Below are 16,752 nucleotides of genomic sequence, written 5' to 3'. Positions count from 1 at the left end.
TGAAGGCGAAGCAGGGGCGTATCATCAACATCACCTCGGTGGTGGCATCGAGCGGCAACCCGGGCCAGATGAACTACGCGGCTGCCAAGGCCGGCGTGGAAGGCATGGGCCGCGCGCTGGCGCGCGAGATCGGCAGCCGCAACATCACTGTCAACAGCGTGGCGCCGGGCTTCATCGATACCGACATGACCAAGTCGCTGGGCGAGGGACAGCACGAGGCCCTGCTGACCCAGATTCCGCTGGGCCGCCTGGGCCAGCCGGAAGATATCGCACACGCGGTGGCCTTCCTGGCCGGTCCGCAAGCCGCCTACATCACGGGCACGACCCTGCACGTGAATGGCGGCATGTACATGAACTAAGCCAGATCTCATCTTTTAGCAGTAGTTTCAGACGAATTAGCATCAAACGCTGAAAATAGTTTTTCAACGCGCAAACCCTGATAAAATGCGCGCACTTTCCGCAACACATACCTAATGGAGCCATAACATGTCGGATATCGAACAACGCGTTAAAAAAATCGTCGCTGAGCAACTGGGCGTTGCGGAAGCAGACATCAAAATCGATTCCTCGTTCGTTGACGACCTCGGCGCAGATTCCCTGGACACCGTTGAACTGGTGATGGCCCTGGAAGACGAATTCGAAATGGAAATCCCTGACGAGCAGGCTGAGAAGATCACCACCGTTCGTCAAGCCATCGAGTACGCACAAGCGCACGTCAAGGCCTAAGCTTTTAAGTAATTCAGGAGAAACGCTTGAGTTCACGCAACCGTCGTGTCGTCGTAACTGGCCTGGGTTGCATTTCCCCGATCGGTAACACCATTGCCGAAGCGTGGGAGAGCGCCCTGGCGGGCAAATCGGGGATCGCCGATATCACCCGTTTCGACGCCTCGCAATTTTCGACCCGTTTCGCGGGCGAAGTGAAGAACTTCAACGTCGAGGACTACCTGCCCGGCAAGGAAGGCCGCCACATGGATACCTTTATCCATTTCGGCATGGCCGCGGGTATCCAGGCGTTACAGGATTCGGGCCTCGAAGTCACCGAGCAGAACGCCGACCGCATCGGCGTCATGGTGGGTTCGGGCATCGGCGGTCTGCCGATGATCGAAGCGACCAAGGAAGAGTACGCCGCTCGCGGACCGCGCCGCATCTCGCCGTTCTTCGTGCCGGCCTCGATCATCAACATGATCTCGGGCGACCTGTCGATCAAGTTCGGCCTGCGCGGCCCGAACCTGGCGATCGTCACCGCCTGCACCACCGGCCTGCACTGCATCGGCGCGGCGGCGCGCCTGATCGAGTATGGCGATGCCGACGTGATGATCGCCGGCGGCGCCGAGTCGACCGTCTCGCCGCTGGGCCTGGGTGGCTTCGCCTCGGCGCGTGCGCTGTCGTCGCGCAACGACGATCCGGCCACGGCTTCGCGTCCCTGGGACCGCGACCGCGACGGCTTCGTGCTGGGCGAGGGTGCCGGCGTGATGGTGCTCGAAGAGTACGAGCACGCCAAGGCCCGTGGCGCGAAGATCTATGCGGAAGTCGTCGGCTTCGGTATGAGCGCGGACGCCAACCACATCACGGCTCCGCTCGAAGATGGCAGCGGCGCCTCGCGCTGCATGGTGTCGGCAATGAATTACGCCGGCATCAACCCGGACCAGGTGCAGTACGTGAACGCGCACGGCACCTCGACCCCGGTCGGCGACGTCGCCGAAGTGAAGGGCATCAAGCGTACGTTCGGTGGCCATGCCGGCAAGCTGGTGGTCAATTCGACCAAGTCGATGACCGGCCACCTGCTGGGCGGCGCCGGCGGCCTCGAGTCCGTGTTCACCGTGCTGGCGATCCATAAGCAGGTATCGCCGCCGACGATCAACATCTTCAACCAGGATCCGGAATGCGATCTGGACTTCTGCGCCAACACGGCGCGGGACATGAAGATCGACTACGCGGTGAAAAACTCCTTCGGTTTCGGCGGCACCAACGGCACCCTGGTCTTCGCCAAGGTCTGATCGACTCCACCGAGCCTGAACCAAGAACGCCCATTCCGGTCCAAGGAATGGGCGTTTTGTCTTTTGCGGCCTTAGTTTCGGCTTCGGCTACGCGTCCTCTGTTCCCATTCATTCATATCGCCCATGCCGATAGCGGTTTCCGCCATCGTCAGGCCGTCGCGCATCCACCGTTGCCTGCTCATCGGCGCCGGCCTGGCCCTGTTCGCCGCCGCTCTCGCGGTGGGCGTATTCGCGTCCGTACGCTTCCACGCCGGCTTCCTCCAGGCGGGTTTGCTGGCCGGCGCCGGTGCCGTACTGATGCATGCGGGGTCGGGCAGGGCAAAGACGCACCGGCTTGATATTTCTGGAACCGGTGGCCTGGTCCTGACGGTACAACAAGGACTGCGCAAGCGGAGCCCTGCCGGGCGTGCGGGCGCCGCGAATGACGTGGCCGGCGTGGTCCTGTTGCCGGGATCCGTCGTCTGGCCGCCGCTGATGCTGCTGCGCTTGCGGGACGATCGGGCCTGCGTGCACGTCCTGCCCGTGTGGCGCGACAGTGTCGAGCCGGGCGCCTGGCGGGTGCTGGCGGTTGCCGTGCTGGCGCTCGGGCGGCGCGGCGTCAAGCGGGCCGCGTGCGGCGACAACGATGAACTTATTGCAGTGAGCCAACTCTTAAGCAACAAGGACGTTCAGTGACGACCGAACGCGAGTGTGATCAACTGCTGGTTGAGCGTGTCCAGGCTGGCGATCGCCGGGCGTTCGATCTGCTGGTGTCGAAATACCAGCGCCGCCTGATGCGCCTGGTGTCGCGCCTCGTCCACGATCCGGCGGAAGCGGAAGACGTGGTGCAGGAAACCTTCATCAAGGCATTCCGTGCGCTGCGCCATTTCCGTGGAGATTCCGCGTTTTATACCTGGCTGTACAGGATCGGCATTAACACGGCAAAGAATTTTCTCGTCACGCAAGGTCGCCGGGCACCGACCTCGACGGAAGCCGATGCCGAGCGTGCGGAAGGATTTGACGACGCGGACAGCTTGCGAGACATTAATACACCGGAGTCCGTTTTAGCCAGCAAGCAGATCGCGTACACGGTCAATGCCGCGATGGAAGCGTTGCCGCTGGAGTTGCGGACCGCGATCGTCCTGCGCGAAATCGAAGGCTTGAGCTACGAGGAAATCTCCGAAGTGATGGCCTGTCCAATCGGTACAGTGCGCAGCCGGATTTTCCGGGCGCGCGAGGTGATTGCCGAGAAATTGCGGCCCTTGCTCGATATTCCAGCTGACAAACGTCGGTAGCTGACGACAAACGACCAGGTAAAACGAGGATTCGAGACCGACGTGATGGAACCAAGATGGACACGAACAAAAAAAACCGCGAATACATCTCTGCCCTGATGGACGGCGAGACCCCCGAGGCCGACCAGGAACTGGCCATGGCCGCGCTCGCAGGGCCGGAGGGCGAGCAGGCCTGGGACATCTACCACCACGTCGGCGACATCCTGCGCGCCGAGGCCACCGCGGAGCTGTCGCCCGGCTTCGCGGAGCGCCTTGCCGCGCGCCTCGCGGCCGAGCCGCTGCCGAGCAAGCGCGCGGCCGGCACCGCCGAACCCGCGGCCAGTACCGCCGTCGCCGGGCCACGCTGATCCCGGATCGTGCCGGCCGCGGCCCGCCGCCGCGCCGCGCACGCCGCACCCATGGGCCTGTACCGTGGCGACAACGTTGGTATTTTGGCTTACCATTACATTAATTCAAGCCTGAACACCCATCGATCCCATGACAAGCAAAACTGGAAGCACGATCCTGTCGGCCCTCATGTTTGCGGGCGCGAGCCTGATGTTCTCCCCGGCGGCCCAGGCCGCGCCTGCGGCCGCGGCCGCCTCTGCCGCCGCCCCCGTGGTGACCCCGCCGGTCACCGGCCTGCCCGATTTCACCGACCTGGTCGACCGGGTCGGCCCGGCGGTCGTCAACATCCGCACCACCGAGCGGGTGAAGCTCGGGCAGGGCGGGCCGGACGAGGAGATGCAGGAATTCCTGCGCCGCTTCTTCGGCGGCCAGATTCCGCCGCGCGGCGGCCGCGGCGGCCGTGGCACGCCGCAGCAGCCCCAGGAAGAGGAAGTGCAGCGCGGCGTCGGCTCCGGCTTCATCATTTCGGACGACGGTTACGTGATGACCAACGCCCACGTGGTCGAGGGCGCGGACGAGGTCACGGTCACCCTGACCGACCGCCGCGAATTCAAGGCCAAGGTGCTCGGGGCCGACAAGCGCAGCGACGTCGCCCTGCTGAAGGTCGAGGCGAAAAACCTGCCATCGCTGCGGATCGGCGATTCCAACCGCATCCGCGTGGGCGAATGGGTGATCGCGATCGGCTCGCCGTTCAACCTCGAAAACACGGTCACCGCCGGCATCATCTCCGCCAAGGCGCGCGACACCGGCGAATACCTGCCGCTGATCCAGAGCGACGTCGCGGTCAACCCCGGCAACTCCGGCGGTCCGCTGATCAATATGCGCGGCGAAGTCATCGGCATCAACTCGCAGATCGCGACCCTGTCCGGCGCCTACAACGGCATTTCCTTCGCGGTGCCGATCGATGAAGTGATGCGGGTGGCCGACCAGATCAAGAAGACCGGCAAGGTCACGCGCGGGCGCTTGGGCGTGCAGATTTCCGAAGTCACGCGCGACGTCGCCGAATCGCTGGGCATGGGCCGCGCGCACGGTGCCGAGGTCGCGATGGTCGAGCCGGGCGGACCGGCCGAGAAGGCCGGCATCAAGGTCGGCGACATCATCCTGAAATTCAACGGCAAGGACGTCGAGAAGAGCTCGGACCTGCCGCGCCTGGTCGGCGGCACCGCGGTCGGCAGCCGCGGCTCCGTTACCGTGTTCCGCCGCGGCACCCAGCTCGACCTGCCGGTCACCATCGCCGAACTGAAGGACGAGCAGCCGGCCGGCGCGCGCAACCAGCCGAAGAAGAAGGCGCCGGAGCAATCCACCAACGCCCTCGGGCTGCAGGTGTCGGACCTGACCCCGGCCCAGAAGCGCGAGCTGAAGATCGAGTCCGGCGTGCTGGTCGACTTCGTGGACGGCCGCGCCGCCACCGCCGGCATCGAGCAGGGCGACCTGATCCTGCAGATCAATAACGCCGAAGTCAGCAGCGCAGCCCAGTTCAACAGCCTGGTCACCAAGCTCGATCCGAAGAAGACCGTGGCCCTGCTGGTGCGGCGCGAGAACGTCACGCGCTACGTCGTGATCAAGCCGCGTCAATAAGGCGCCCGGCCGGCATGACGCACTTTACTTTGTACTCGCGCAGCTACTGCCACCTGTGCGAGGACATGCTGGCGGCCCTGCGCGCCTTCATGGCGCGCGAAGGGCTGGCCTTCGAGGTCCGCGTGATCGATATCGACACCAACCCGGATGCCGATCCGGGCCTGGCGGCGCGCTACGACGAACTGGTGCCGGTGCTGGTCGGCGCCGATCCGCTCGGACCCGAGTTGTGCCACTATTTCCTCGATGAAGCCGCACTGCGGCGCCACCTGGGGCTGGCGCTTCCCGCCTAGCGCCTCGATCTGGGGCCGCCGCCCCAGAAACCGGGCTTTCTGACCCGAAATCCGGTAAAATGCACGGCTTGGATTCTTACGCTTGATGAAAGCGCTCGCCCGGGGACGGCATTGAACCCCGCCGAAGCGCTTTTTTCGTATTGCCGCGCATGCTTGCATGCCGCTCTTTTTGGTCTTGAGTTTGTTAATGAAAAACATACGTAATTTTTCCATCATCGCCCACATCGATCACGGCAAATCGACGCTGGCTGACCGCATCATCCAGCTGTGCGGCGGCCTGTCGGAACGTGAAATGGACGCGCAGGTGCTCGACTCGATGGACCTGGAGCGCGAGCGCGGCATCACCATCAAGGCCCAGACCGCGGCGCTGCAGTACAAGGCGCGCGACGGCCAGACCTACAACCTGAACCTGATCGACACCCCGGGCCACGTCGACTTCTCCTACGAAGTCTCGCGCTCGCTGTCCGCCTGCGAAGGCGCGCTGCTGGTGGTCGACGCCTCCCAGGGCGTGGAGGCGCAAACGGTCGCCAACTGCTACACCGCGCTCGACCTGGGCGTGGAAGTCGTGCCGATCCTGAACAAGATCGACCTGCCGCACGCCGATCCGGACAACGCCAAGAAGGAAATCGAGGACGTGATCGGCATCGACGCGTCCGACGCCACCACCTGCTCGGCCAAGACCGGCCTGGGCGTGGAAGACGTGCTGGAAACCCTGATCGCCAAGGTGCCGCCGCCCGAAGGCGACCCCGACGCCCCGCTGCAGGCCCTGATCGTCGACTCCTGGTACGACCCGTATGTCGGCGTCGTCATGCTGGTGCGCGTAGTCAACGGCACCCTGCGCCCGAAGGACAAGATCCTCCTGATGGCGACCGAATCCGTGAACCTGGTCGAGAACATCGGCGTCTTCACGCCGCGCTCGGTCTCGCTGCCGGAACTGTCGGCCGGCCAGGTGGGCTTCATCATCGCCGGCATCAAGGAACTGACCGCCGCCAAGGTGGGCGATACCGTGACCCTGGCGAACCGCCCGGCACCGGCGCCGCTGCCCGGCTTCAAGGAAGTCCAGCCGCAGGTGTTTGCCGGCCTGTTCCCGGTCGAGGCCAACCAGTACGACGCGCTGCGCGACTCGCTGGAAAAGCTGAAGCTGAACGACGCCGCCCTGATGTACGAGCCGGAAGTGTCGCAGGCGCTGGGCTTCGGCTTCCGCTGCGGTTTCCTGGGCCTGCTGCACATGGAAATCGTGCAGGAACGCCTGGAGCGCGAATTCGACATGGACCTGATCACGACGGCGCCGACCGTGGTGTACGAGGTCGAGATGCGCGACGGTTCGGTGATCCGCGTCGACAATCCGTCGAAGATGCCGGAGCCGTCCAAGATCAACGAAGTGCGCGAGCCCATCGTCGACGTCAACCTCTACATGCCGCAGGAATACGTGGGTTCGGTGATGACCCTGTGTAACGGCAAGCGCGGGGTCCAGATGGACATGGCCTACCACGGCCGCCAGGTCAAGCTGCACTACGAAATCCCGATGGCCGAGATCGTGCTGGACTTCTTCGACCGCCTGAAGTCGACCTCGCGCGGCTATGCCTCGATGGACTACGAGTTCAAGGAGTACCGCGCCGCCGACGTGGTCAAGGTCGACATGCTGATCAACAGCGAAAAAGTCGATGCGCTGGCGATCATCGTGCACCGCGCCAACGCGCCTTACCGCGGACGCCAGGTGGCCGCCAAGATGCGCGAACTGATCCCGCGCCAGATGTTCGACGTGGCGATCCAGGCCGCGATCGGCGCGACCATCATCTCGCGCGAAAACGTCAAGGCGCTGCGCAAGAACGTGCTGGCGAAGTGTTACGGCGGCGACATCAGCCGCAAGAAAAAGCTGCTCGAGAAGCAGAAGGCCGGCAAGAAGCGCATGAAGCAGGTGGGCTCGGTGGAGATTCCGCAGGAAGCCTTCCTGGCGATCCTGCAGGTCGAAGACAAATAAGCTGAACAAGCAGACAGGAAAGAATAACTAGCGATGAATCTGCAGCCGATCCTCGGAAATTTTGCACTGATCCTGTTCGTGGCCATGGTGGTCACGGGTGTCATCTGGTTCCTCGACGTGTTCGTGCTGTCCAAGCAGCGCCGCGCGAAGGCGGATGCGGCCCTGGCCGAATACGATGCGCACCGGTCCAAGCTGACCGCCGACGGCATCAAGGTCGACAACGGCAACCGCGCGGCGCTCGAAGCGTCGATCCTGCGCCAGCCGACCTGGGTCGAGTACTCGGGCAGTTTCTTCCCGGTGATCGCACTGGTGTTCTTCCTGCGCTCCTTCCTGTTCGAGCCGTTCAAGATTCCGTCGTCCTCGATGGTGCCGACCCTGCTGGTGGGTGACCTGATCCTGGTGAACAAGTTCGACTACGGCATCCGTCTCCCGGTGATCAACAAGAAGATCGTCGACGTCGGCACCCCCCAGCGCGGCGACGTCATGGTCTTCAAGTACCCGAAAGACATGAGCCAGGATTACATCAAGCGCGTCATCGGCGTGCCGGGTGATAAAATCGTTTACGATAACAAGCGCCTGACGGTCAACGGGGTTCCGGTCCAGTACGAACCGATGGACGATTACCTCGACGACGAGCGTCCGGTGTACCACAAGCAGTTCGTGGAGAAGCTCCCGAACGCGCCGCACCGTATCCTGAACATGGATGGGCAGCGCACGATCAACTTGGCTGCGGTCGATCCGGACTTCCCCCATCACGAAAATTGCACCTATTCCTACGATAAATTTACCTGTATCGTACCGGAAGGCAATTATTTCATGATGGGCGATAACCGCGACAACAGTGCAGACAGCCGTTACTGGGGCTTCGTGCCGGACCAGAACATCGTCGGCAAGGCTGTGCTTGTTTGGATGAACTTCAGTAACCCGAAGCGCATCGGCGGTATCCACTGACAGGCGGAGGCGCGGATGCGATGTGCAGTAAAGGGTAGGGAGGCCGGCGTTTCGCTGTCCGGCCTGGTCGTAGTGCTGGTGGTGCTGGGCGCGGCGGCGCTGGTGGCGATGCGGGTATTCCCGGCCTGGGCCGAATACCGCTCGATCAAGCAGGCCATCGTGGTGGCGAAGGCCACCGGCGGCAGCAATCGCGAGATGCAGCAGGCCTTCGAACGGAATGCGGAGATCAACAACATCACCGTGATCTCCAGTCGCGACCTGGTGATTACCCGCGACAACGGCGAGGCCGACATCAGCTTCGCCTACGAGAAACGGATTCCGCTGGCGGGCAACGTCAGCCTCCTGATCGACTACGCCGGCACCACCGATCCGAGCGGAGACGTGGCTGCCAAGGCCACCAAGTAACAAGCCGGGCTGGCGCGGGGCGAGAGTCCGGCGTGTCGGGCTCAAGCAAAATGAAACGACAATGAATCTTCAGTTATTGCAAACTCGCCTCGGTTATACGTTCCGGGACCCCAGCCTGCTCCAGCAGGCGCTGACCCACCGTAGCCACAGCAGCCTGCATAACGAACGCCTCGAGTTCCTCGGAGATTCGATCCTCAACTGCGTGGTCGCCTCGGTGCTGTACGAGCGCTTCAAGGACTTGCCCGAGGGCGACCTGTCGCGCCTGCGCGCCAACCTCGTCAAGCAGCAGTCGCTGTACGAGATCGCCCAGAAGCTCGAGCTGTCGCAGTTCCTGCGCCTCGGCGAAGGCGAACTCAAGTCGGGCGGCTTCCGCCGTCCTTCGATCCTGGCCGATACCCTGGAAGCCCTGCTGGGTGCGATTTTCCTCGACAGCGGCTTCGACAGCGCGCGCGACGTGATCCGTGCCTTCTACATTCCGCTGCTGGACTCGGTCGACCCGCGCACCCTCGGCAAGGATGCGAAGACCCTGCTGCAGGAATTCTTGCAGAGCAAAAAGATCGCGCTGCCGACCTATAACGTGGTGGCGACCCACGGCGCCGCCCACAGCCAGGAATTCGAGATCGAGTGCCTGGTGCCCAAGCTCGGCATCCAGGTGTTCGGGCGCGGCGGCAGCCGCCGTGCCGGCGAGCAGGCGGCCGCTCGCCTGGCCCTCGAGGTCGCCGAACAGGCGGTGCAGAAGAGCCCGGGCAACGCGCGCAAGAGCCGTCCCCGTTCGGCCCAGCTGAAGCTGGCCGGCATCGCGACGGACCAGAGCGCGGAGCAGGGCGCCAACCCGAGCACGGCCCAGGGCGCCGACCAGCCCCGGCATTGAAAGATGCATTGAAAGAATCAACCAGGAACGCAGCATGAACATCGACACCACCCAAGGCGACAACAAGCAGGAGGCGGATTTCCGCTGTGGCTACATCGCCATCGTCGGCCGCCCCAACGTGGGCAAATCGACGCTGATGAACGTGCTGATCGGCGCGAAAGTGTCGATCACCTCGCGCAAGGCCCAGACCACGCGCCACCGCATCACCGGCATCCAGACCCGCGACGACGCCCAGTTCATCTACGTCGACACCCCGGGCTTCCAGACCCGCCACGCGAATGCCCTGAACAAGACCCTCAACAAGACGGTCTCGAACACGCTCACCGCGTCCGACGTGATCCTGTTCCTGGTCGAAGCGGGCACTTTCGGCCCGGCCGACCAGCAGGTGCTGGACCTGCTGCCGAAGAACGTGCCGGTGATCCTGGTGATCAACAAGTCCGACCGCATGAAGGACAAGGCCGAGCTGATGCCGTTCGCGGCCAAGGTGGCCGGCCTGCGCGATTTCACGGCCGTGGTGCCGGTGTCGGCCAAGCTGCGCTTCCAGGTCGACGCGCTGGAAAAGGAAATCCGCCGCCACCTGCCGGAGAATCCGCCGGTGTTCGGCCCGGACGACATCACCGACCGCAGCGAGAAATTCCTGGCCGCCGAGATCGTCCGCGAGAAGGTGTTCCGCCTGGTGGGCGACGAGTTGCCCTACACCAGCACGGTGCTGATCGAACAATTCGAGCAGGAAGGCAACCTGCGCCGCATCTTCGCCGCCATCCTGGTCGAGCGCGATACGCACAAGGCGATGCTCATCGGTAACAAAGGCGCACGCCTGAAAGAGATCTCGACCCAGTCGCGCCTGGACATGGAAAAACTGTTCGGCGGCCCCGTGTACCTGGAAATCTGGGTCAAGGTGAAGTCGGGCTGGGCCGACAACGAAGCCGGCCTGCGCGCCTACGGCTACGAATAAGCTACCGGCGCCCGCCCGCATGCCCGGCCAGGACGACCAGGAAAACAAGCGCCCCGACCAGGCGCAGGAAGCTGCGGCGCCGTATGCCGTGCGGTCCGCCGTCGCGGCGCCCCCTGCACCCGCGCCCGTATCCGCACCTGCGCCCGCAAAAGCCGAACGCCGGCGCACCCCGGCCCGCGATACCCGCGTGCTCGGCCAGCCCGGCTTCGTGCTGCACAGCTATCCCTACAAGGAAACCAGCCTCATCGTCGACATGTTCACCCGCGACCATGGGCGCATCGGCGTGGTCGCGAAAGGGGCCAAGCGTCCGCTGTCCAAGCTGCGCGGGGTGCTGCAGACCTTCCAGCCGCTGTCGATTTCCTTCTCCGGCAAGTCCGAGCTGCGCACCCTGATCGACGCCGACTGGGTCGGCGGCATGCTGCCGATCGAGAAGACTGCGCTGCTGTGCGGCTTTTATCTGAACGAACTGCTGGTCAAGCTGCTGGCGCGCGACGACCCGCATCCGAAGCTGTTCGACCATTACGTGGCGACGCTCAACGAATTGGCGCACAATGAACCGGCGCAGATCGTCTTGCGAAAGTTCGAACGGGCCTTACTTAAGGAGACCGGGGTTGCCGCCGACCTGACGCGCGACACCGGCACCCGCGCGCGGGTCGAGCCGGGCGAGCTGTACGTGGTCGACCCGGAGCGCGGCGCACGCATGGCGCGGATGGGGGATACCTGGCCCGTCGTGACCGGCAAGACCCTGATCGACATGGAGAACGAACACTACGTCGACCCGCAGACGCAGGCGCAGAGCAAGCAGCTGATGCGTTTCCTGCTGGCCTACCACCTCGGTGGCGCGCCGCTGAATACGCGCCAGATTTTGATAGACCTGATGCAGCTTTAAGAAAAATATTATGAGCTTCCTGCAACCCGCCGGCCCGGTCATCGACCTGGGCGTGAACATCGACCACATCGCCACCGTCCGCAACGCGCGCGGGACCGTCTATCCGGATCCGCTGCGCGCGGCCCTGCTGGCCGAGCAGGCCGGCGCCGACCTGATCACGCTGCACCTGCGCGAAGACCGCCGCCACATCAAGGATGCCGACGTGCTGGCGATCCGCCCGCAGCTGCTGACGCGCATGAACCTCGAAGCCGCCGTCACCCGCGAGATGATCGACTTCGCCTGTCAGGTCCGGCCGCAGGACGTCTGCCTGGTGCCCGAGCGCCGTGAAGAGGTAACCACCGAGGGCGGACTGGACGTGATCCGCTACTACAAGGAAGTGGAAGCCGCGGTGACGCAGCTGGCTGGCGAGGGCATCCGCGTCTCGCTGTTCATCGACGCCGACGAACAGCAGATCGCCGCGGCGGCGGCGGTCGGCGCGCCGGTGATCGAGCTGCACACCGGCCGCTATGCGGAGGCCGAGGACGAAGAAGAAGTCGCGCGTGAGCTGGCCCGTATCAAGCTGGGCGTGCGCGCCGGCGTCAAGCATGGCCTGCGCGTGAACGCCGGCCACGGCCTGCACTACACCAACGTGCAGCCGATCGCCGCCATCCCCGAGATCCACGAGCTGAACATCGGCCACGCGATCGTCGCGCACGCCCTGTTCGTCGGCTGGGAGCACGCGGTGCGCGAGATGAAGGCGATCATGGTCGATGCCCGCCTCGGGGTCGCGCTCGGCAATCCGTCGTCGGAGACCTGACAGGGGACCTCATGATCTACGGGATCGGCACCGACATCGTCCAGATCTCGCGCGTCGAGGCCGCCCTCGCGCGCAACGGCGAGCGCTTCGCCGAGAAGATCCTCGGACCGCAGGAACTCGCCAAATACCATGCCCGCCGCGCCAACAACGAGGTGCGCGGGCTGCGCTTCCTGGCCACGCGCTTTTCGGCCAAGGAAGCGTTCTCGAAGGCGATCGGGCTGGGCATGCGCATCCCCATGACCTGGCGCTCGGCCCAGATGCTCAACGCGCCCAGCGGCAAGCCGGTCATCGTCTGCAGCGGCGCGCTCGAGGAATTCATGCGGGAGAACCGCCTCACGGCGCAGGTGACGATCAGCGACGAAGCCGACTACGGCGTGGCCTTCGTGATCGTGACCCAGGCGCCCGAACCTATCTAGCAGGACCCAAGTGACCAAGGAAGTTCGATCAAATGAGCAGCCGGATCTTCCGGCGGCTCCCGAAGTGACGCAGGAAGTCCACGAGGCGCACGTCGCCTATGTGGCCGCCGGTGGCGCCGCCATGCCGGCCCCGGCCCCCGTCGCACCGTCCAAACGCACCCGCGCCGCCAGCAACCGCGCCAAGGCCGAGGGCCAGCCGGAGGGGGCACCGCGCGCGCGCCCGGACGCCTGGCAGGCGATGAAGGAAGAACTCAACGCCACGCTGACGAAGGATGCGACGCAGGGCGTGAAGCCGGGCCTCGAAACCCGCGAGCAGGTGCTGGCGACGGTCGCCAAGCTGCCCGGCCTGCCCGGCGTGTACCGCTACTTCGACGCCGAGGACAAGGTCCTCTACGTCGGCAAGGCGCGCAACCTGAAGAACCGCGTCTCCAGCTACTTCCAGAAGAATCTGTCGAGCCCGCGCATCGCGATGATGGTGTCGCAGATCGCGCGCCTGGAAACCACGGTGACGCACAGCGAGGCCGAGGCCCTGATCCTGGAAAACAACCTGATCAAGACCCTCAAGCCGCGCTACAACATCCTGTTCCGCGACGATAAGTCCTATCCCTACCTGAAGATCACGGGCGGAGACGCCCCCCGCATGGCCTACTACCGCGGCGCGCTGGACAAGAAGAACCAGTACTTCGGTCCCTTCCCGAGCGCCTGGGCGGTCAAGGAATCGATGCAGCTGCTGCAGAAGGTGTTCAAACTGCGCACCTGCGAAGACAGCGTGTTCCACAACCGCACGCGGCCCTGCCTGCTGCACCAGATCGGCCGCTGCAGCGGTCCCTGCGTCGACCTGATCGCCCCGGAAGACTACAAGCGCGACGTCGACAACGCCGCGAAATTCCTGCGCGGGCGCCAGACCGAGGTGCTGGAAGACCTGAACGCGAAGATGCTCGGCTTTGCCGAAAACCTGAAGTTCGAGCAGGCGGCCAGCGTGCGCAACCAGATCCAGGCGCTGTCGAAGGTACTGCACGCGCAGAGCATGGAAACCACCGGCGACGCCGACGTCGACATCATCGCGGTGGTGGTGCAGGGCGGGCGCGCGTGCGTCAACCTGGCGATGGTGCGCGGCGGCCGCCACCTGGGCGACCGCGCCTACTTCCCGACCCAGGTCGGCGACGCATTGGGCAACCCCGTCGAAGAAAGCCCGATCGAGGTCGAGGTGCTGGCCGCCTTCCTGGCCCAGCACTACGCCGACAAGTTCATCCCCGGCACCTTCATCCTGAACACCTTCTTCGACATGCCGGAGCTGGTGAATGCCCTGACCGAGCAGTGCGGGCACCGCATCAACCTGGTGTTCCAGCCGCAGGGGCAGCGCCGCCAGTGGCTCGAACTGGCGCAGAAGAATGCCGAGATCTCGCTGGCTCGCCTGCTGTCGGAGCAGGGCTCGCAGCAGGCGCGCACGCGCGCGCTGGCCGAGGTGCTGGGACTGGACAGCGAGGAGCTGGAAACGCTGCGCATCGAGTGCTTCGACATCAGCCACACGGCCGGCGAAGCGACCCAGGCCTCGTGCGTGGTGTTCCACCATCACCAGATGCAGAACGGCGAATACCGGCGCTACAACATCAACGACATCACGCCCGGCGACGACTACGCCGCCATGCGCCAGGTCCTGATGCGGCGTTACGAGAAGGTGGCGGGCGGCGAGGGTGTGATGCCGGACATCGCCCTGATCGACGGCGGCAAGGGCCAGGTCGAGATGGCGCGCCAGGTGTTCTCCGAGCTGGGCCTGGACGTGAGCTCGATCGTCGGCGTGGCGAAAGGGGAGGGGCGCCGGGTCGGCCTCGAGACCCTGATCTTCGCCGACGGCCGCGCGCCGCAGGAGCTGGGCAAGGAATCGGCGGCGCTGATGCTGGTGGCGATGATCCGCGACGAGGCGCACCGCTTCGCCATCACCGGCATGCGGGCCAAGCGCGCCAAAACGCGCCAGGCCTCGCGCCTGGAGGAGATCGAAGGCATCGGCGCCAAGCGCCGCCAGAAGCTGCTGGCGCGCTTCGGCGGCCTGCGCGGCGTGATCGATGCCAGCGTCGAAGACCTGATGTCGGTCGAGGGCATTTCGAGCACGCTGGCGGAAGAGATCTACCGGCAGCTCCACTAAGCTTCGCCGTCGCTCCCCGTGCTTCACCGTCGTCCCGCGAGGGCCGGGACGACGTTCAAGGGTTTCATCCACGACCGATGAGTTGAACTGGTTCAAATGGCAAGAGCCATGTAGACTAGCGGCGCCATCTCACAGAAACACGCTCTATGCCCTTCAACATCCCGATCCTCCTGACCTGGTTACGCGTTGCACTCATTCCGCTGGTCGTCGGCGTCTATTACCTGCCCACGCCCTGGCTGCCACTCTCCGACCGCAACCTGGCCGCGACCCTGGTCTTCATCGTCGCCGCCATCACCGACTGGTTCGACGGCTACCTGGCGCGGCGCTGGAACCAGACCTCGGCCTTCGGCGCCTTCCTCGACCCGGTGGCCGACAAGCTGATGGTGGCGGGCGCGCTGCTGGTGCTGGTGCAGCTGGGACGCGTGAATGCAGTCCTCGCCTTCATCATCGTCGGCCGCGAGATCACCATTTCGGCCCTGCGTGAATGGATGGCGGAGATCGGCGCGCGCAAGTCGGTGGCGGTGAGCTCGCTCGGCAAGATCAAGACGGCGGTGCAGATGGTCGCCATCCCGATGCTGCTGTTCCACGATCCGCTGTTCACGGTGCTCGACATGCACATCGCGGGGGAGATCCTGCTGTGGATCGCAGGCGTGCTGACGGTCTGGTCGATGTTCTACTATCTGCGCCGCGCTTGGCCGCTGATCAAGGAAAAGTCGGGCGCGGTATAAGATTTCTGTTGGGTCATCCTTGACACATAGCTCAGCATCTCTATAATGCCTGCCTGTTGCGAGACATTGCAGCAAACGAAACGAAGCGGGAGTAGCTCAGTTGGTAGAGCGCAACCTTGCCAAGGTTGAGGTCGAGAGTTCGAGACTCTTCTCCCGCTCCAAAGTTTGCTAGTGTTGAATGCAATAAGTTATAATCGCAAGTTCCAGCGACGCGGGAGTAGCTCAGTTGGTAGAGCGCAACCTTGCCAAGGTTGAGGTCGAGAGTTCGAGACTCTTCTCCCGCTCCAGTCGACGCAAGTCGATGCCGGAGCAGCGGTAAGCAGTAAAAGTAAGACTCCATGCGGGAGTAGCTCAGTTGGTAGAGCGCAACCTTGCCAAGGTTGAGGTCGAGAGTTCGAGACTCTTCTCCCGCTCCAGTCGACGCAAGTCGATGCCGGAGCAGCGGTAAGCAGTAAAAGTAAGACTCCATGCGGGAGTAGCTCAGTTGGTAGAGCGCAACCTTGCCAAGGTTGAGGTCGAGAGTTCGAGACTCTTCTCCCGCTCCAGTGTTTTACGCATCATGTGATGAACTCCTAAGCGGGAGTAGCTCAGTTGGTAGAGCGCAACCTTGCCAAGGTTGAGGTCGAGAGTTCGAGACTCTTCTCCCGCTCCAAGTGATTCACGAACAGCAGGACTCCATGCGGGAGTAGCTCAGTTGGTAGAGCGCAACCTTGCCAAGGTTGAGGTCGAGAGTTCGAGACTCTTCTCCCGCTCCAGAATTCAGGGAAGCCCGTCTTCCCGTGGCGTTGTGGCAGATAACCGGCCCCTCGTCATCGTCAAGTCTCCTCGGGCGAGGTAGCAAAGCGGTTATGCAGCGGCCTGCAAAGCCGTCTAGACGGGTTCGACTCCCGTCCTCGCCTCCAAATTCCCCAGTAGGACAGCGTTTCACTCCCTGTTCAGCCCGGTTGGGCACCGCATGGAATTTGCGGTGCACCCGCACCCGTAGACGGCTAAATTGCCGCGTCGACCGCCCGGTAGAGATAAGCCGATTGGCCACGAAGCCTGACGTAGATCTCGTCCACACGCCAGCACCTACCGGCCTGCGCTGAAAA

At 64.0% G+C, this 16,752-nt stretch carries 19 protein-coding genes and 7 tRNA genes; 25 read left to right on the top strand and 1 reads right to left on the bottom strand.

The window, feature by feature from the left end; genetic code table 11:
- The 25 genes from ACI48D_RS21510 to ACI48D_RS21390 all read left to right on the top strand — a co-directional run.
- A partial coding sequence (locus ACI48D_RS21510) for an SDR family oxidoreductase (protein WP_435573283.1) occupies positions 1-359 on the top strand: 359 nt, incomplete at its 5' end.
- A 127-nt stretch (positions 360-486) separates the two neighbouring features.
- On the top strand, positions 487-726 hold the full coding sequence (gene acpP, locus ACI48D_RS21505; protein ID WP_036168404.1) for an acyl carrier protein: 240 nt from the start codon (positions 487-489) through the stop codon (positions 724-726).
- A 26-nt stretch (positions 727-752) separates the two neighbouring features.
- Positions 753-1,997, top strand: a complete 1,245-nt coding sequence (gene fabF, locus ACI48D_RS21500) for a beta-ketoacyl-ACP synthase II (protein WP_435573282.1) — start codon at positions 753-755, stop codon at positions 1,995-1,997.
- Positions 1,998-2,120: 123 nt separating this feature from the next.
- Positions 2,121-2,672 (top strand): hypothetical protein, encoded by a 552-nt coding sequence (locus tag ACI48D_RS21495; protein WP_435573281.1) that lies wholly within the window; start codon positions 2,121-2,123, stop codon positions 2,670-2,672.
- Positions 2,669-3,271 (top strand): RNA polymerase sigma factor RpoE, encoded by a 603-nt coding sequence (gene rpoE, locus ACI48D_RS21490; protein WP_435573280.1) that lies wholly within the window; start codon positions 2,669-2,671, stop codon positions 3,269-3,271. Before ACI48D_RS21495 ends, rpoE begins: the two co-directional genes overlap by 4 nt.
- A gap of 56 nt (positions 3,272-3,327) precedes the next feature.
- Entirely contained in the window at positions 3,328-3,618 is a 291-nt protein-coding gene (locus tag ACI48D_RS21485) for a sigma-E factor negative regulatory protein (RefSeq protein ID WP_435573279.1), read from the top strand.
- 130 nt (positions 3,619-3,748) lie between these two features.
- Positions 3,749-5,236 carry a DegQ family serine endoprotease gene (locus ACI48D_RS21480; protein WP_435573278.1) on the top strand — a complete coding sequence of 496 codons (1,488 nt, stop codon included), beginning with the start codon at positions 3,749-3,751 and terminating at the stop codon, positions 5,234-5,236.
- 14 nt (positions 5,237-5,250) lie between these two features.
- Positions 5,251-5,526 (top strand): glutaredoxin family protein, encoded by a 276-nt coding sequence (locus ACI48D_RS21475; RefSeq protein ID WP_435573277.1) that lies wholly within the window; start codon positions 5,251-5,253, stop codon positions 5,524-5,526.
- Positions 5,527-5,713: 187 nt separating this feature from the next.
- On the top strand, positions 5,714-7,507 hold the full coding sequence (lepA, locus tag ACI48D_RS21470; protein WP_435573276.1) for a translation elongation factor 4: 1,794 nt from the start codon (positions 5,714-5,716) through the stop codon (positions 7,505-7,507).
- Positions 7,508-7,540: 33 nt separating this feature from the next.
- The gene (gene lepB / locus ACI48D_RS21465) at positions 7,541-8,458 is read left to right on the top strand and encodes a signal peptidase I (RefSeq protein WP_435573275.1); all 918 of its coding nucleotides are present in this window, start codon (positions 7,541-7,543) and stop codon (positions 8,456-8,458) included.
- A 15-nt stretch (positions 8,459-8,473) separates the two neighbouring features.
- Positions 8,474-8,863: a DUF4845 domain-containing protein gene (locus ACI48D_RS21460; protein WP_435573274.1), complete on the top strand. Its 390-nt coding sequence runs from the start codon at positions 8,474-8,476 to the stop codon at positions 8,861-8,863.
- 61 nt (positions 8,864-8,924) lie between these two features.
- Positions 8,925-9,734 (top strand): ribonuclease III, encoded by an 810-nt coding sequence (gene rnc, locus ACI48D_RS21455; RefSeq protein WP_435573273.1) that lies wholly within the window; start codon positions 8,925-8,927, stop codon positions 9,732-9,734.
- Between the two features lie 34 nt (positions 9,735-9,768).
- The gene (gene era, locus ACI48D_RS21450; RefSeq protein WP_435573272.1) at positions 9,769-10,689 is read left to right on the top strand and encodes a GTPase Era; all 921 of its coding nucleotides are present in this window, start codon (positions 9,769-9,771) and stop codon (positions 10,687-10,689) included.
- 19 nt (positions 10,690-10,708) lie between these two features.
- The gene (gene recO / locus ACI48D_RS21445) at positions 10,709-11,578 is read left to right on the top strand and encodes a DNA repair protein RecO (protein WP_435573271.1); all 870 of its coding nucleotides are present in this window, start codon (positions 10,709-10,711) and stop codon (positions 11,576-11,578) included.
- A gap of 10 nt (positions 11,579-11,588) precedes the next feature.
- Complete coding sequence (gene pdxJ, locus ACI48D_RS21440) at positions 11,589-12,374, top strand: pyridoxine 5'-phosphate synthase (RefSeq protein WP_435573270.1); 786 nt, start codon at positions 11,589-11,591, stop codon at positions 12,372-12,374.
- Between the two features lie 11 nt (positions 12,375-12,385).
- A complete protein-coding gene (gene acpS, locus ACI48D_RS21435) occupies positions 12,386-12,790 on the top strand; it encodes a holo-ACP synthase (RefSeq protein ID WP_435573269.1) in 405 nt (134 codons plus the stop codon).
- A 316-nt stretch (positions 12,791-13,106) separates the two neighbouring features.
- Positions 13,107-14,933 (top strand): excinuclease ABC subunit UvrC, encoded by a 1,827-nt coding sequence (gene uvrC, locus ACI48D_RS21430; RefSeq protein WP_435573287.1) that lies wholly within the window; start codon positions 13,107-13,109, stop codon positions 14,931-14,933.
- Between the two features lie 146 nt (positions 14,934-15,079).
- Complete coding sequence (pgsA, locus tag ACI48D_RS21425) at positions 15,080-15,661, top strand: CDP-diacylglycerol--glycerol-3-phosphate 3-phosphatidyltransferase (protein ID WP_435573268.1); 582 nt, start codon at positions 15,080-15,082, stop codon at positions 15,659-15,661.
- Between the two features lie 85 nt (positions 15,662-15,746).
- Positions 15,747-15,822 (top strand) — tRNA-Gly (locus tag ACI48D_RS21420).
- A gap of 50 nt (positions 15,823-15,872) precedes the next feature.
- A tRNA-Gly gene (locus tag ACI48D_RS21415) sits at positions 15,873-15,948 on the top strand.
- A gap of 53 nt (positions 15,949-16,001) precedes the next feature.
- Positions 16,002-16,077 (top strand) — tRNA-Gly (locus ACI48D_RS21410).
- A gap of 53 nt (positions 16,078-16,130) precedes the next feature.
- Positions 16,131-16,206: transfer RNA gene (locus ACI48D_RS21405), tRNA-Gly, on the top strand.
- Between the two features lie 31 nt (positions 16,207-16,237).
- Positions 16,238-16,313, top strand: a tRNA-Gly gene (locus ACI48D_RS21400).
- Between the two features lie 27 nt (positions 16,314-16,340).
- Positions 16,341-16,416, top strand: a tRNA-Gly gene (locus ACI48D_RS21395).
- A gap of 73 nt (positions 16,417-16,489) precedes the next feature.
- Positions 16,490-16,563 (top strand) — tRNA-Cys (locus ACI48D_RS21390).
- An 87-nt stretch (positions 16,564-16,650) separates the two neighbouring features.
- Here ACI48D_RS21390 and ACI48D_RS21385 read toward each other — a convergent pair.
- Positions 16,651-16,722, bottom strand: a complete 72-nt coding sequence (locus ACI48D_RS21385) for a hypothetical protein (protein WP_435573286.1) — start codon at positions 16,720-16,722, stop codon at positions 16,651-16,653.
- Positions 16,723-16,752 lie beyond the last annotated feature (30 nt).

The organism is Massilia sp. LXY-6 (assembly GCF_051233485.1).
In the GTDB taxonomy this organism is placed as follows: domain Bacteria; phylum Pseudomonadota; class Gammaproteobacteria; order Burkholderiales; family Burkholderiaceae_D; genus Telluria.
The sequence above is the reverse complement of the archived record's forward strand: the minus strand, read 5'-3'. Positions and strand labels throughout refer to the sequence as shown.

Bases quoted from the DNA above. Each gene is read 5' to 3' on its own strand.
- ACI48D_RS21495 (WP_435573281.1), top strand. From the start codon at position 2,121: ATGCCGATAGCGGTTTCCGCCATCGTCAGGCCGTCGCGCATCCACCGT.
- lepA (WP_435573276.1), top strand. From the start codon at position 5,714: ATGAAAAACATACGTAATTTTTCCATCATCGCCCACATCGATCACGGC.
- ACI48D_RS21460 (WP_435573274.1), top strand. From the start codon at position 8,474: ATGCGATGTGCAGTAAAGGGTAGGGAGGCCGGCGTTTCGCTGTCCGGC.
- rnc (WP_435573273.1), top strand. From the start codon at position 8,925: ATGAATCTTCAGTTATTGCAAACTCGCCTCGGTTATACGTTCCGGGAC.
- acpS (WP_435573269.1), top strand. From the start codon at position 12,386: ATGATCTACGGGATCGGCACCGACATCGTCCAGATCTCGCGCGTCGAG.
- pdxJ (WP_435573270.1), top strand. From the start codon at position 11,589: ATGAGCTTCCTGCAACCCGCCGGCCCGGTCATCGACCTGGGCGTGAAC.
- era (WP_435573272.1), top strand. From the start codon at position 9,769: ATGAACATCGACACCACCCAAGGCGACAACAAGCAGGAGGCGGATTTC.
- lepB (WP_435573275.1), top strand. From the start codon at position 7,541: ATGAATCTGCAGCCGATCCTCGGAAATTTTGCACTGATCCTGTTCGTG.
- ACI48D_RS21480 (WP_435573278.1), top strand. From the start codon at position 3,749: ATGACAAGCAAAACTGGAAGCACGATCCTGTCGGCCCTCATGTTTGCG.
- ACI48D_RS21485 (WP_435573279.1), top strand. From the start codon at position 3,328: ATGGACACGAACAAAAAAAACCGCGAATACATCTCTGCCCTGATGGAC.
- recO (WP_435573271.1), top strand. From the start codon at position 10,709: ATGCCCGGCCAGGACGACCAGGAAAACAAGCGCCCCGACCAGGCGCAG.
- pgsA (WP_435573268.1), top strand. From the start codon at position 15,080: ATGCCCTTCAACATCCCGATCCTCCTGACCTGGTTACGCGTTGCACTC.
- ACI48D_RS21475 (WP_435573277.1), top strand. From the start codon at position 5,251: ATGACGCACTTTACTTTGTACTCGCGCAGCTACTGCCACCTGTGCGAG.
- acpP (WP_036168404.1), top strand. From the start codon at position 487: ATGTCGGATATCGAACAACGCGTTAAAAAAATCGTCGCTGAGCAACTG.